The organism is Vibrio sp. HDW18, from assembly GCF_011306175.1.
Lineage (GTDB): Bacteria > Pseudomonadota > Gammaproteobacteria > Enterobacterales > Vibrionaceae > Vibrio > Vibrio chanodichtyis.
In genome coordinates this window covers 1,332,353-1,346,450 of the sequence record NZ_CP049913.1, presented here as the reverse complement: position 1 = coordinate 1,346,450, position 14,098 = coordinate 1,332,353, and the positions used below count along the sequence as shown (strand labels likewise).

Genomic DNA, 14,098 nt, shown 5'->3' with positions numbered 1-14,098 from the left:
GAGGGTGCTATGACAGTATTGGTCACTCGTCCGGCAGAGCAAGGTGCAGAGTTGTGCCAACGGCTACACCAGCAGGGCATTGCCGCTGTGCAGCATCCTCTGATCACGCTCTCAGCTAGCCCGCAACTGGTTACCCTGACCGATCATTTCGCATCCTGTGACATCATTATCGCTGTCAGCCAACACGCGGTTCATTTTAGCCACCAGTGGCTACAACGTCTGCACCACAACTGGCCGACCCGGCCGCTTTATCTTGCCGTTGGTCAAAAAACCGCGCATGTTCTCAGCAAAGCGTGCCAGCAATCAGTAGACTATCCCTCGATTAGCGACAGTGAACATCTACTGGCACTCAATGGATTGCAGCAGGTGGCCGGCAATCACATTGTGATTTTACGCGGCAACGGTGGGCGCGAACTGATCCATTCCACCTTAACCGATCGAGGAGCCAAGGTTGACTATCAAGAGGCTTACTGCCGTGAGCAAGTGAGGTTTTGTGCCAGTGAACAGGTTGCACAATGGCAGCAGGCCCAAGTAAGCTCACTAGTGATCACCAGTGCTGAACAACTGGATTTTTTTATTGGCCAACTGGATGGATTAAGCCTGATATGGGCGCAAGCCCTCAGGCTATTTGTCCCCAGTCAACGAATTGCGGCCCACGCCGCTAAGCTAGGATTTGATCAGATTGTGATCGCCGCCAGCGCGAGCAATCAAGATTTCGTGGCGGCACTCATGCCCCAAGCAACAGGAACTCTGAGCAATGACCGACCAGCATAAACCGCAACAAGAACCTGAAACCACTAACCCTAAGCCACCCACTCCGGCCTCAAGTACCGCCAGTAGTGCGAGTGATACCGCAACCAAACCGACCAGCGCGAAAGCCGCGCCGCCAAATCCAACTAAAGTAACCCCTCCGCCAGCAAACCAATCCGGTAAAAAGCTGGCCAGTCTCGCCTTAGTGTTGGTGTTGGCTCTAGGCGCTGGCCTTGCGTATTTGCACCAGCAGCAAACCAGCAAATGGCAAAGTGAGTTACAAGCCTTACGCACAGAGCTGCAGCAAACGCGATCCGATCTCACCGCTGAACTTGAACAAACGCAGGCCCGTACAACCTCGCAAACCACAACCCTTGCTCAGCGCACCGAAACTGAGCTCAAGCAACAACAGCAAAGTCTGGCCAGCTTGCAGCTTACCTTAGCCGATATTCAGGGCCGCCGTCCCAATGATTGGTTACTCGCCGAGGCCGACTATTTGGTCAAACTGGCCGGGCGTAAACTGTTTATCGAACAGGACGTCACAAGCGCGACTCAATTAATGCAAACCGCTGACCAACGGATCGCCACCCTCAATGATCCAAGCCTCACCCCACTGCGCAAAGCGTTTGCAAATGACATTACCACGCTCAAATCAATCCCCATCATTGACCGCGATGGCTTAGTGTTACGCCTGATCAGTTTACAGCAACAAGTGGCGAGCTTACCGTTGGCCAATGCGATGTTACCCACCGAACAACCACCTCTCGCAAGCCAAGCGGTGTCAGAGGATATTACCGATTGGCAAACCAATCTGCGTCGCTCACTCACCGCGTTTGCTGGCCATTTTATTACTTTTCGTTCCCGTGATGGCAATGCGATCCCATTACTGGCCCCTAGCCAACACTTCTACTTACAAGAGAATCTAAAAGCGAAATTAGAGACCGCAATCAAAGCGGTTTACGCTCAGCAACAGGTGATTTACCACACCTCACTGACCACGGCTGCGCAATGGTCGAGCGCTTTCTTTAATGCTGAAGATCCTGCGCTACAAGCTTTCAATAGCACATTAGAACAACTGGCTAAACTGCAAGTGCAAGTCGAATACCCGATCAAACTACAAAGTCAGCAACCACTCAGCGAAGCGATCAACCAACGCCTGCGTCGTAGCGTCACGCCACTGACAACGGAGCAGCAACCATGATCCGTCTAATTTTTCTGTTTGCGGTATTGGGTCTTGGCCTGTTTGTTGGCACTCAATACACCGGTCAACAAGGCTATGTGCTGATCTCGATTGCCAATCACACACTCGAAATGAGCGTCACCACATTAGTGATTTTTATCATTGCCGCTTTAGCTGGGCTATTTGCGCTCGAATGGGCGGTGAAAAAAATTCTGCGTACCGGTTTTTATACTTGGAACTGGTTTAGCGTGCGTAAACAGCGTCATTCACGTCGCTACACCAATCAAGCCATCATTAAATTGCTGGAAGGTGACTGGGCACAAGCGGAAAAAAAAGCGACACGCTGGGCCAATTATCATGATATGCCACTGCTGTGCTATCTGACCGCAGCCGAGGCCGCTCATGGGATGGGCAATCATAGCAAACGCGATCACTATTTAGCGCTGGCGGCCAAGCAACCACATGCCACCTTGGCCGTTGAGCTAACCCGCGCTAAACAGCAAATCAGCGAGGGGGATCACGCCGCCGCCCTCAACACATTAACGCAGCTAGAGCAGAGTTACTCGCAACATCCTCTGCGCCTTCGCCTACTGCAACAATGCTATCAAGCGTTAGCGAAGTGGCAAGCACAGCTCGATCTGCTCCCCCAATTAACCAAAGCCAAGCTCATCACTAACGCCGAAGCGCAGCAACTCGAACAGACCGCACAAGCGGCAATGGTGCATGAAGTGGCCAGCCAACAAGGTCATGACGGGTTAGTACAATATTGGTCGAAAATGCCCAGTAAGCTTAAAACTGACCCCGATCTGCTCGCGAGCGTGATCCCCCTGTTCATTCAGTATCAAGCGGATGAACAAGCATTTTCAATACTCAAACCATGTTTGAATAAACACAACCTGCCAGCGCTGTATGCGCTGCTGCCACAACTCAATCTTAGCGATCGCCAGCCGCTGATCCGCTTATTGCAACAGACTCTACAGCGTGATCAGCATAATGCGCCAGCACACAGCGCACTTGGCCAGCTGTATTTGCGTGAAGCACAGTGGGCTGATGCACAGCACCATCTGGAGCAAGCGCTATCACTACGCTCCGATGTCTCCGACTACGCTTATTTGGCAGAAGCATTGGATCAACAAACGTTAACCCGCGCCGCACATGATGTGGCACGCAAGGCGCTTTCTTTGCTCAAATAGCTTAAGTTCAAGATAACGTGAGTTAAAACTATTCAGGCCACGGTATTCCGTGGCCTGAATAGTTATGAGAGATTAGTGAAGAGAATAAAGCGATGGATAGAGGGTTAAATCACCCGTGAAAACTGCTGCTGCCGTGCCCGTTCACGCAGATATTTATCAAAACACATGCAGATATTACGGATCAGTAAACGCCCGCGCAGCGTCACTTCAATCATCTGTTCATCCACCGTCACTAATTGATCGTCAATAAAGGTCTGCAACAGTGCCAAATCTTGTCGAAAATAGTGGTTGAAACGCAGATTAAACTGACGCTCAAGCGCAGTTTTATCCAGCTTAAAGTTACAAATCAGCTGCTTAATCACTTCACGACGCAGTAAATCATCCTGATCGAGAGCCACTCCTTTCCACAGCGCGTGGCGCATTTCATCCACTTGTGCGTAGTATTTTTTCAGCTCTTTTTGGTTCTGAGCATAAACGTCACCAACCATGGAGATCGCCGAAACACCAAAACCGACTAAATCACACTCGCCTTGAGTGGTATAGCCCTGAAAATTGCGGTGCAAAATGCCATTACGCTGAGCAATGGCCAATTCATCATCTGGCAGGGCAAAATGGTCCATACCAATGAACTGATAGCCAGCATCGGTCAAAGTAGCAATCGTCTGCTGCAAAATCGCCAGCTTCTCTTGCGCTGCGGGCAAATCGATCTCTTTAATTTTACGCTGCGCCGCAAACAGTTGCGGCATATGTGCATAGTTAAAGACCGACAAACGCCCCGGGCGCATAGTCAATACTTGCTGTAGTGTCTTGGCAAAACTGGCCGCGGTTTGCAGCGGTAAGCCATAAATCAAATCCAGATTGGTCGAGTGAAAACCTAACTGTTTAGCTCGCTCGACTAAGGCAAAAATGAACTGCTCATCTTGCTCACGGTTAACCAGCTTTTGCACTTGTTTATCAAAATCTTGCACCCCAATACTGACTCGATTAAAGCCTTCTTGACGTAGGTGATCCAACACCTCTAATTCAATCTCTCGCGGATCGATTTCAATGCTGATCTCGGCCTGCTCAGCAAAATGAAATTCGCTGCGTAGCAGCGTCATCAAACGACTGATTTGCGAGTGAGTTAAGAAAGTTGGTGTACCACCACCAAAATGCAGTTGAGTCACGTTGCGATCCTGCAACAAAGAGGCGCGCTGGCGAATCTCCTGCTCCAACGCATCAAGATATTGATCCGCTTTGTGCGAATGACGGGTGATCACCTTATTGCAACCACAGTAATAGCAGAGCTGATGGCAAAACGGGATATGAATATATAACGACAATGGCCGCTCAGGGTACTGAGTACAAGCCATATCAAAATCAGCGATGGTAAAAGCTTCGTGAAACTCAACCGCCGTCGGGTATGATGTGTAGCGTGGACCGGAGTAGTTGTACTTATCCAAAATAGCCTGATCCCATACGATCTGTTGGCTGGGTACGACATACGACGACATAGTGAAACGTTCCGTTTTGCTCAATGGTTGGCCGATTATTGTGCCACACGACCTCGCTCGACGCCGGGTGACACAATAAGATTTGCTAACAAAATATCCGATTCTGCTAGCGCGATCACTCACCCTTTAGGGTTAGTTTCACACCATCTGCACCAAGATTTGTTTATTCAGCGGCTGAATGCGCTGTTTGAGAGCGCCAAGCTCTGCGATGATCGCATCCTGCAAACGACTTTCCGCCTTTTTACGCGCCAGATTGTGTTGCATCCGCTGAGGCTTGGGCAACTGCTGACGCGCTTCGCCGCGTGGCATCTCTTTGACCAAATGATACAGCTCACTCAGCGCCGGATAATCTTGTTCAACATCAACTCGCGATTCGCCTTGCACATAATTCATCATGCTGTAAATACGGATGCTGACTTCCGACAAATCACACTGACCTTGCATTCCGGCAGAGCAGAGAATAACTACACTGTCAAAAATATTGGCATTACGCTTGTCAATCGCTAGCTGTTGATGTTGGCGCTGCAAAGTTTGCTGTACCTTCACCTGCCATAGCAAATAAGCTGCGTAACTGGCGAGCGCCACCACAATTGCGCCCGCGACGCTAACCAGTAGCATTGCGTTCATCAGCGCTCCTTAGTCTTGGTATTTATCAACGTCCAGTTGTTCAAACTCGGCCAGCAGATCATCTTCCGTTTTATGCTTTTTGCTTGGTTGCACAACCGGAGCGGGCGCCGGTTCATCATCGAGCAGACCGAGTTGATCCATCAGCATTTCAATCCGATCGAGTTTCTCATCCACATATTTCTGCAAACCGGTACCCAATTTTTCGCCATTATCAAGCCGGTCGAGCAGTACGTTAAGTTGTGCATCTTTTTCTAATAATGCCAGCTCTTGCTCTGCCGCCAATTTGCGCTCTTGCTTATTGAGCTTTTTCGGCGCTTGCACAATCAATGGAATTTTTTTCTGACTGCCTAAACGTGGATCGCGCTGCTGCGCCGCTTGACGCATCTGGCTTTCACTGCCTTCAGAATGGCGGCTACCAGACTTTAAGCCTTTACGTTTTTTCATTTTTTTACGCAGGCGGCTTTCCAATTCGGATTCGCTACGTGTGCGCATTACCACCAGTTGATCGTTACTGTTGGTACCCGGTTTTCTCGATTTCTTTGAACGGCTCATTACTGGGCTTTCCTCAGTAAAATTACATCATTACCAATAAATTCAAGTTCGAGCTTATCCCGCTCGGCCAGATACTGAAACGTGGCACGACTAAAAAAGATCACATGGGTGAGATCATTTTTATAGTGCCAACCAGCAAATGCGTCTAAGTCTTTGACCATTTTCGTCATCAGACCAATCCAACCGCCTGGCTTAACTAAATTTAACCATTGCTGCCACACGCGGTGCGGATCATGCAGATGCTCAATCACCTCGGTCGCAGTCATAAAATCATATTGGCGGTGCAACACCGCCGTATCAGGATGATAGAAAATGTCGTACAGCGCGATGCGATGGCCGGCCTCTTCTAACATCAAGGATAAGGTTGGACCCGGGCCACAGCCAAAATCTAACCCTTCCGATTGGGGAGGGACTCGCTCCAGCATTGGCGCGGCAACGCGTGACAAAAAACGCCGATAACCTAAATCGGTTGGCGTATTCTGATGTAAATCATAGAAGCTTTTTTCACGATCGGCACTTAACCGCTGCGCAGGATCGACATACACCAGCGCACACTGTTGACATTGAAAATAGCGGCGCTGCGGATCGCTAAAATAAGCTTGGCTGTTTTCACTGTGACATAACGGGCATGAATGCATGCTGACCTCCTCCAACGGGATGCGCAACATACCAGAAACTGCCCATAGAGTGGAGTATAAAAGGCGATTTTCTCATCAACCTAACCAAAAAATACCGCATACACTCGCCGAATAAGTCGCTCGCGACCACTTAACCGGCAAAAGTGCCGACCTTATTTTTGACTGGCGCGACTCAATCGGCGCTAGACGCGGATCAGTGCAAGCCACCAACGTATTGCGACAGAGTATCGATATCCGCATCGGTCAGTTTATGTGCAATGTCACGCATCATCTCATTCATGTCATTACTGCGCGTGCTGGCACGAAATTTCTGTAACTGAGCCTTAATATAGTCGGCGTGTTGACCGGAAATTTTGGGAAACCCAGAGAGCTCACTACCATTGCCACGCGGACCATGGCACGCGATACAAGCCGTTAAACTGCGTGACGCATCACCGGCGCTATACAGCACTCGGCCTTGTTCAACCACCTCTGGCGGCGTGGTGTTCGATGAAATGGGTAAGGAAGAGAAATAAGCGGCTAAATCAGCGATATCTTGCTCGTTCAGTGGCATTGCCATTGCACTCATCACCGGATCGTAGCGACCTTGTTGGCCGCCACTGCTTGCCCCAAGCTTGAGATCGGTAAGTTGTTTATACAGGTATTTTTGATGCTGGCCAGCCAATTTGGGATAGTTGGTGAGTTGGCTATTACCATCACTACCATGACAGGCGGCACAGGTGATCGATTTCGCTTTACCCGCTTCGATATCCGCTTGAGCCCACACCGAGCCGCTGGCGAAAACCATTATAATGAGGGCTAATTTATTCATGACATTCCATTTATAATTATCAAGCTTCCAATACCACTCAGGGCCACCTCTCATGGTATAATCGGCGACCACATGCTAAGCACAGTTATTTTACACAATTTCACAAAAAAGTAATTAATCGACTACACAAAGTCGAGATGGAGTTAACATAGTGAGCGTAAAAATTCATTACCAAAACACGCATTTCATTACCAGTGCGCCAGATATTCGCCATCTTCCTGAAGATGAAGGTATCGAAATTGCGTTTGCAGGACGCTCGAATGCTGGTAAGTCAAGTTCCCTCAATCGCCTGACCAATCAGAAAAACTTGGCGAAAACCAGTAAAACTCCAGGTCGGACTCAGTTGATTAACCTGTTTAAAGTCACTGAAGGTTGCCATATTGTTGATTTACCGGGCTATGGTTTTGCACAAGTTCCGCTAGAGATGAAACTCAAATGGCAACGAGCGCTGGGTGAATATTTGCAAAAACGCCGCTGCCTAAAAGGCCTAGTGGTGCTGATGGATATTCGCCATCCAATGAAAGATCTCGATCAGCAACTGATCGTCTGGGCCATTGAGTGCGGTATTCCAGTACAAGTGATGCTGACCAAAGCCGATAAACTAAAAAGTGGCGCACGCAAAGCGCAAGTGCAGAAAGTGCGTGAAGATGCGGCTAAATTAGGTGGCGATGTGCAGGTCGATGCTTTCTCGTCATTAAATGGAATTGGAGTCGATGTACTGCGCGCCAAACTCGATCAATGGTACGCGCCGATGTTGGCCGCTCTAGCGCCTATGCCACAAGATGAGCCGTCTGCGCCAAGCGAGTAATAAGTGAACTGCCAACCCATGATTAACCTCGCCGTCGCGAGGTTTTTTATCTCGGCAAGATTAAATTTTGATCGCGATGGTTTTGGCAACAGACACCAGCGATAACCGCGCCATCACCCAGACTCGCAAACAAAAAATAAAGTCCCCACCAGCTTGGTGGGGCAACGGGAGAGAAAACAATCGTTATTATTATCTGCCAAGCATTCCGCAAAAATCTGCGTTTTTCAAGTCAGCATCCATCGAATTAAAACTAGCGTTCAAAAAAATAATCTTATTGATATTCAATAGAATGAATTAAAAATCCTGGATAATTATCGCGTTTTGGGGGACTTGATTTCTATTTAGAAATAATCAAAGTGTGAATGGTGTTTAATTACACAATCGACCTGAGATGATGGCCTCGCCAGCACTTACCCCAAGATTGCAGAGCACGCCAAATGCTGCCGTAAAGCCAGCCAACTAGGGGCTATAAAAGTTAAATTGCGCCCAATAAAAAACGCCCCAGTCAAATGGTGACTGGGGCGGCTGAATCAGCCTAATCCAATAACGTGAAACAAAAGGTCTGAAAGATAGAACATCTTACCTCTGTACCCTACGCGAGTTAATGTACAACAATTGATCAGGATTGAAAATATTTTTTGTAGTTAATTTTCATGAATTTTTCATTAAGCAACATAACAATCTGAACTCAGTATGATTTTTTCAGTACAAAAAAAAGCCAGCGAGCTGGCACTGGCTGAGGTAATCGCTATTTTTTGCTGATAGTTTAAGCTAGTGGGCTTGATCCCAGTTATCACCATGCCCAGCATCAGCAACGAGAGGCACATCCAGATCCGCCGCCGCTTCCATCAATTGTTGTACTTTACTTTCAATTTCGGATAAAGATGACTCTTCAACCTCAAATACCAATTCATCGTGCACTTGCATCAGTAATTTGACCCGCCCTGCGCCTTGTTGCTCAATCCACTCGGCAACTAACAGCATGGCTTTTTTAATGATGTCGGCTGCGGTGCCTTGCATCGGCGCATTGATCGCCGCACGCTCAGCCGCTTTCCGCCGCATGGCATTACGAGAAGTAATTTCTGGCAGGTGTAAACGGCGACCGAAAATGGTTTCAACATAACCCTGCTCGGCCGCGCGGCGACGTGTCTCTTCCATATACTGCATCACACCCGGATAACGTTCGAAATATTTATCCATGTACTGCTGTGCTTCACTGCGCGCAATGCCCAGCTGTTTCGCCAGCCCAAAGGCGCTCATTCCGTAAATCAAACCAAAGTTGACCGCTTTGGCGCGGCGGCGCTGTTCGCTGCTCACTTGATCAATCGGCACGCCAATGATTTCCGCTGCGGTGGCAGCATGAATATCTAGCCCAGAGCGGAAGGCGTTGAGTAACGCTTGATCGCCCGACAGATGCGCCATGATGCGCAGCTCGATTTGCGAGTAGTCGACCGCCATGATTTTCCAACCATGGGGAGCAACAAACGCTTGGCGAATGCGGCGTCCTTGCTCATTACGCACGGGAATATTCTGTAAATTGGGATCCGTCGAAGAAAGACGCCCGGTCGCGGTCACCGCTTGATGGTAGGAAGTATGCACGCGCCCAGTACTTGGGTTGATCATCTTCGGCAGCTTATCGGTATAGGTCGATTTGAGCTTGGCCAAACCGCGGTACTCAATCAGCACTTTCGGCAGTGGGTAATCGAGCGCCAACTCTTGCAGCACCTCTTCATTAGTAGAAGGGGTACCGGACGGCGTTTTTTGCAGCACAGGCAACTTCATCTGTTCAAATAAGATGGTTTGCAGTTGCTTGGGGGAGCTGAGGTTGAATGGCTGATCAGCCAGTTGATACGCTTGTTGTTCTAACTCATCGAGACGTAGCGCAATTTCTTGCGATTGAGCGCTGAGCAACATCTCATCAATCATCACCCCAGTGCGCTCAATGCGTGACAATACTGGCACCAACGGCATTTCGATTTCGCGATACACTTGGGCAAGCTTAGCGTCTTGTTCAATCAACGAGTTAATACGCTTATGCAAACGCAAAGTCACATCGGCATCTTCCGCGGCATACTGCGCAGCTTCTGGTAAAGCAATTTGATTAAAGGTGAGTTGGTTCTTGCCTTTACCCGCCACCTGTTCAAACGAGATACAGCTGTGCTGTAAAAAGCGCAGCGCTAAACTATCCATATCATGTTTGCCGCCCACGCTGTTATACACGTAGGATTGCAACATAGTATCGTGGTGAATACCGCGCAGCTCAACGCCGTAACGAGCCATCACACTCGCATCGTATTTGAGGTTTTGGCCAACTTTGGCTTTATTAGCATCTTCGAGCAACGGTTTCAGTTGGGCGATTACCCAAGCGCGATCCAACTGCTGCGGCGCATCCAGATAATCGTGCGCGACAGGTAGATAAGCCGCCTCACCTTCTGCGACCGCAAACGACATCCCGACTAAGTTAGCCACCATATAATCGAGGCTGTCGGTTTCGGTATCAAAGGCAAACAGCTCAGCTTGTTGTAACTTTGCTAGCCAATGCTGGAAATCTTGCTCATTGAGGATGGTTTGATACTGGCTACGGTCGATGTGTACCGCTGGACTTTCAACCAGCGCCGCCACACCGCTTAGCGCACTGGCACTCGCCGCTCGGTTTTGCTCATCGGCAACAACGATCCCTGTACCACCATCAAGCAGCTCACTCAACCAAGCTTTAAAGGCCATTTGTCCATAAAGAGCGATCAAGGCATCACGATCTGGCGTTTGCTTTAGCAGAGTTTGCGCAGATTCCTCAAGCTCGACATCACATTTGATGGTCGCCAGTTGATAAGAGAGCTCGGCATTGTCACGGTTTTCTTGCAGTTTTTGCGCCATGGTTTTTGAACCGCGAAAACCTAATCCGGCAATCTGATCTAAGTTGGCATACAGGGCCTCTAAACCACCAATGCCTTGTAAAAGCGCGGTCGCCGTCTTATCCCCCACCCCAGGCACACCGGGAATGTTATCGACTTTGTCGCCCATCAGTGCGAGGTAATCAATGATCAATTCTGGTGGAATGCCGAATTTTTCAATCACGCCATCACGATCCAGCACTACATTGGTCATAGTGTTGATCAGGGTGACGTTATCATCCACCAGTTGCGCCATATCTTTATCGCCAGTACTGATCAACACTGGCATCCCCGCTTGTGAGGCTTGTCGGGCTAACGTGCCGATCACATCATCAGCCTCAACACCTTCAATCGCGATCAGTGGTAAGCCCATCGCACGAATGACTTGATGCAGGGGCTCAACCTGACAACGTAGCTCATCGGGCATCGGCGGACGATTGGCCTTATATTGGTCATACAAATCATCACGAAAGGTTTTACCTTTGGCATCAAAAATCACCGCCATGCGATCAGATGCAAACTGGCGCATCATACTACGGATCATGTTTACCACCCCGTAAATGGCATTCGTTGGGATCTCACCATTACTCATGGTGCCCGGGTAAGCATGAAATGCACGATAGAGGTAAGAGGAACCGTCGATCAAAATCAGCGGATTGTCAGGTATACGAGCCATAGAAGGATTATCCAAACGTGAGTAAATGCGTCTAGGATGCCACGACTGCTGTTTGGATACCATTTTTGATTAATTCTGGGGATATTCTCGGTTGTACTCTCGCCGGACACTCTGTGGATAAGTCTGTTTATAGAATTTTTCATGTCGATTGAAAATCGCCAAAAACCGCGTGCAAATAAAATACAACTAAATGTTTTTAAACAATAAAAAAATGGATCAGCCACGCGGGAAATGATCTTTTTCAGATCATCAATTGTGGAAAAGACACTCGCTGCCCTTTTGCTCATACCATTTCACACCAATAAACTACGGTGGATGATTGTCACTCAAACACTCATTTGTCCACTTGATGCGCGAGAAATAACCGAGGTCAGTGGATAACTAAATCGGCACGATGGAATAAAGAAAAAGCGACACCGGAAGATGTCGCCTAGCAAAGATGGTTAAAGCTAAATTGTAAATCCACTTTACCAATAAGCTAAAAATTACACTGGAAGCAATGTGAGCAATGTCGTGTCAAAAAGAACAGCTGCCAATTCGGTCGTTACATCACGCCACACCGATGCCTCGATTGCGGGTAACTTAACATCCTTGTGAACTGTTGCTAGCTCCCTAAGACATGGTTAATAATAATAGTTCTCATTTGATAGTCAATAGCTAAATGATAAGAGATCTCATTTATTTTTAAGCACTTTGCCAAAATGGATCCGACTTTCTAACACTGGCGATTTTTTTTCATAATCTTCAATTAGATAGTTATTTTTAATCAATAGACGCAACATCGCCGGAAACTGGTTACGCGATTTAACGGTGATGCGTTGATAGCCTTGCTGCCCTGCCCATGCCTCTTGCGCGTCCAATAAGCGCTGTGCCACGCCACAGCCTCGTGCCGCAGGAGCAACACCACCAAACCAGCTATAAAAGGTTTCACTATCGAGCGCATAGCCAATTTTGAACCCAACTAATTGATCATGTTGTTGCGCCACCAAGACTAAACTTGGCTTATCAGCCAATCTCGCTTGTAAGCTCTGCTCATTTTCAGACTGGGCAAATTCGCTGATTTTTGCCACGATTTGCACCACCTCCGCTAAAGTCCCTACCCTTACTAACATAATGTTCTCTTATATAGTCACCGCTGACACGGCAGTTGGCCGCAGGCAGTAAAAAGGCAGACTTGTGTCAGCCTGATGATCGGTCGCTTAAAACACCTATTTTAAATCAAAATCTGCCAGCAAAAGAGTGCAATACAAAGTGTAAATCAAGCCTCTTTGCACAACCGAATTTAAGACTTTATTGTTTGATGAGAGATTGTGCTGCTTGAGCATTCTCTTCGGCTAACCACTCCGCAACCTGCTTGGCAAAATAGGTCAAAATGCCATCGGCACCAGCGCGTTTAAAGCAGAGTAACGATTCCAACACCGTTTCACGCTCTTTCAACCAACCGTTGAGGATCGCGGCTTTATGCATCGCATACTCACCGGACACTTGGTAAGCAAAAGTCGGCACTTGCAGCTCAGTTTTGACTCGGCGCACCACATCCAAATAGGGCATGCCCGGCTTAACCATCACCATATCCGCGCCTTCGCTGATATCGAGTGCAACTTCGTGCAAAGCTTCGTCCGAATTAGCCGGATCCATTTGGTAGTTTTTCTTGTTACCACCTTTTAAATTGGCCGATGAACCGACCGCATCACGGAAAGGACCATAGTAATTCGAGGCATACTTGGCCGAATACGCCATGATTTGGGTATGGATATAGCCCGCATCTTCCAAGGCCTGACGAATGCGCCCAATCCGGCCATCCATCATGTCAGAAGGCGCAATCACATCCGCCCCAGCCTGTGCATGGGACAACGCTTGTTTGATCAGCACTTCGGTGGTTTCATCATTGAGCACATAGCCTTGATCATCAATGATACCGTCTTGACCGTGGGTGGTAAAAGGATCCAACGCGACATCGGTGATCACACCGATTTGTGGTACATGCTCTTTCAAGGCACGCACCGCGCGCTGCACTAAACCCTCTGGATTATAGGCTTCTGTGGCACACAAGCTTTTCGCATCTTGATTGACCACCGGAAACAGCGCAATCGCTGGCACACCAAGATTGGCGAGGTATTGCGCTTCTTCAAGCATTAAATCAATCGACAAACGCTCAACGCCCGGCATCGAATCGATTTTCTCGCGACGATCTTTACCCATCAAAATAAACATCGGGTAAATCAGATCGCTGACCGATAACTGGTTTTCTGCCACCAGACGACGGCTAAAATCATGTTTGCGCAGACGGCGCAAACGACGTCCGGGAAATTGACCTTGCATGGATACCGACACTCGACTCTCCTTCTTATGTTATCTGAGCCTCAAAAATCAGCCACAGAGGGAAGTGTTGGGCAAAATCATATCACTCTCTCTCTCGCATGCCAGTGCTCAACCTACAAAAAGCCAAAAATGACCTTGAGCTCACACTCACGTATAC

General features: G+C 48.4%; 12 protein-coding genes. 4 read left to right on the top strand and 8 right to left on the bottom strand.

What is annotated here, in order from left to right; all coding sequences use genetic code 11:
• The first annotated feature begins 9 nt into the window (after positions 1-9).
• Genes G7083_RS06545 through G7083_RS06535 form a run of 3 tightly spaced genes read left to right on the top strand, consistent with a single transcriptional unit; the run spans position 10 to position 3,123 of the window.
• Entirely contained in the window at positions 10-774 is a 765-nt protein-coding gene (locus G7083_RS06545; protein ID WP_166014060.1) for a uroporphyrinogen-III synthase, read from the top strand.
• Complete coding sequence (locus tag G7083_RS06540) at positions 758-1,951, top strand: uroporphyrinogen-III C-methyltransferase (RefSeq protein ID WP_166014059.1); 1,194 nt, start codon at positions 758-760, stop codon at positions 1,949-1,951. The genes G7083_RS06545 and G7083_RS06540 overlap by 17 nt, the downstream gene beginning before the upstream one ends.
• Positions 1,948-3,123: a heme biosynthesis HemY N-terminal domain-containing protein gene (locus G7083_RS06535; RefSeq protein WP_166014058.1), complete on the top strand. Its 1,176-nt coding sequence runs from the start codon at positions 1,948-1,950 to the stop codon at positions 3,121-3,123. The genes G7083_RS06540 and G7083_RS06535 overlap by 4 nt, the downstream gene beginning before the upstream one ends.
• Positions 3,124-3,227: 104 nt before the next feature.
• On the opposite strand, the gene hemN is transcribed toward G7083_RS06535, so the two are convergent.
• The 5 genes from hemN to G7083_RS06510 all read right to left on the bottom strand — a co-directional run bounded on the left by hemN (position 3,228) and on the right by G7083_RS06510 (position 7,244).
• On the bottom strand, positions 3,228-4,616 hold the full coding sequence (hemN, locus tag G7083_RS06530; protein ID WP_166014057.1) for an oxygen-independent coproporphyrinogen III oxidase: 1,389 nt from the start codon (positions 4,614-4,616) through the stop codon (positions 3,228-3,230).
• 138 nt (positions 4,617-4,754) lie between these two features.
• The gene (locus tag G7083_RS06525) at positions 4,755-5,243 is read right to left on the bottom strand and encodes a DUF2489 domain-containing protein (protein WP_166014056.1); all 489 of its coding nucleotides are present in this window, start codon (positions 5,241-5,243) and stop codon (positions 4,755-4,757) included.
• 9 nt (positions 5,244-5,252) lie between these two features.
• Complete coding sequence (gene yihI / locus G7083_RS06520; RefSeq protein WP_166014055.1) at positions 5,253-5,795, bottom strand: Der GTPase-activating protein YihI; 543 nt, start codon at positions 5,793-5,795, stop codon at positions 5,253-5,255.
• On the bottom strand, positions 5,795-6,433 hold the full coding sequence (locus G7083_RS06515; protein WP_166014054.1) for a class I SAM-dependent methyltransferase: 639 nt from the start codon (positions 6,431-6,433) through the stop codon (positions 5,795-5,797). Before G7083_RS06515 ends, yihI begins: the two co-directional genes overlap by 1 nt.
• A gap of 193 nt (positions 6,434-6,626) precedes the next feature.
• Positions 6,627-7,244, bottom strand: coding sequence for a c-type cytochrome (locus tag G7083_RS06510; RefSeq protein ID WP_166014053.1), 618 nt, complete (start codon positions 7,242-7,244; stop codon positions 6,627-6,629).
• A gap of 151 nt (positions 7,245-7,395) precedes the next feature.
• Between G7083_RS06510 and yihA the strand changes: the two genes are divergently transcribed.
• A complete protein-coding gene (gene yihA / locus G7083_RS06505) occupies positions 7,396-8,052 on the top strand; it encodes a ribosome biogenesis GTP-binding protein YihA/YsxC (protein WP_166014052.1) in 657 nt (218 codons plus the stop codon).
• Between the two features lie 771 nt (positions 8,053-8,823).
• Here the strand turns inward: yihA and polA are convergent.
• From polA to hemB, 3 genes are all read right to left on the bottom strand, one after another.
• Positions 8,824-11,619 carry a DNA polymerase I gene (gene polA / locus G7083_RS06500; protein ID WP_166014051.1) on the bottom strand — a complete coding sequence of 932 codons (2,796 nt, stop codon included), beginning with the start codon at positions 11,617-11,619 and terminating at the stop codon, positions 8,824-8,826.
• Between the two features lie 674 nt (positions 11,620-12,293).
• The gene (locus tag G7083_RS06495) at positions 12,294-12,731 is read right to left on the bottom strand and encodes a GNAT family N-acetyltransferase (RefSeq protein WP_166014050.1); all 438 of its coding nucleotides are present in this window, start codon (positions 12,729-12,731) and stop codon (positions 12,294-12,296) included.
• 178 nt (positions 12,732-12,909) lie between these two features.
• The gene (gene hemB, locus G7083_RS06490; RefSeq protein ID WP_166014049.1) at positions 12,910-13,953 is read right to left on the bottom strand and encodes a porphobilinogen synthase; all 1,044 of its coding nucleotides are present in this window, start codon (positions 13,951-13,953) and stop codon (positions 12,910-12,912) included.
• Positions 13,954-14,098 lie beyond the last annotated feature (145 nt).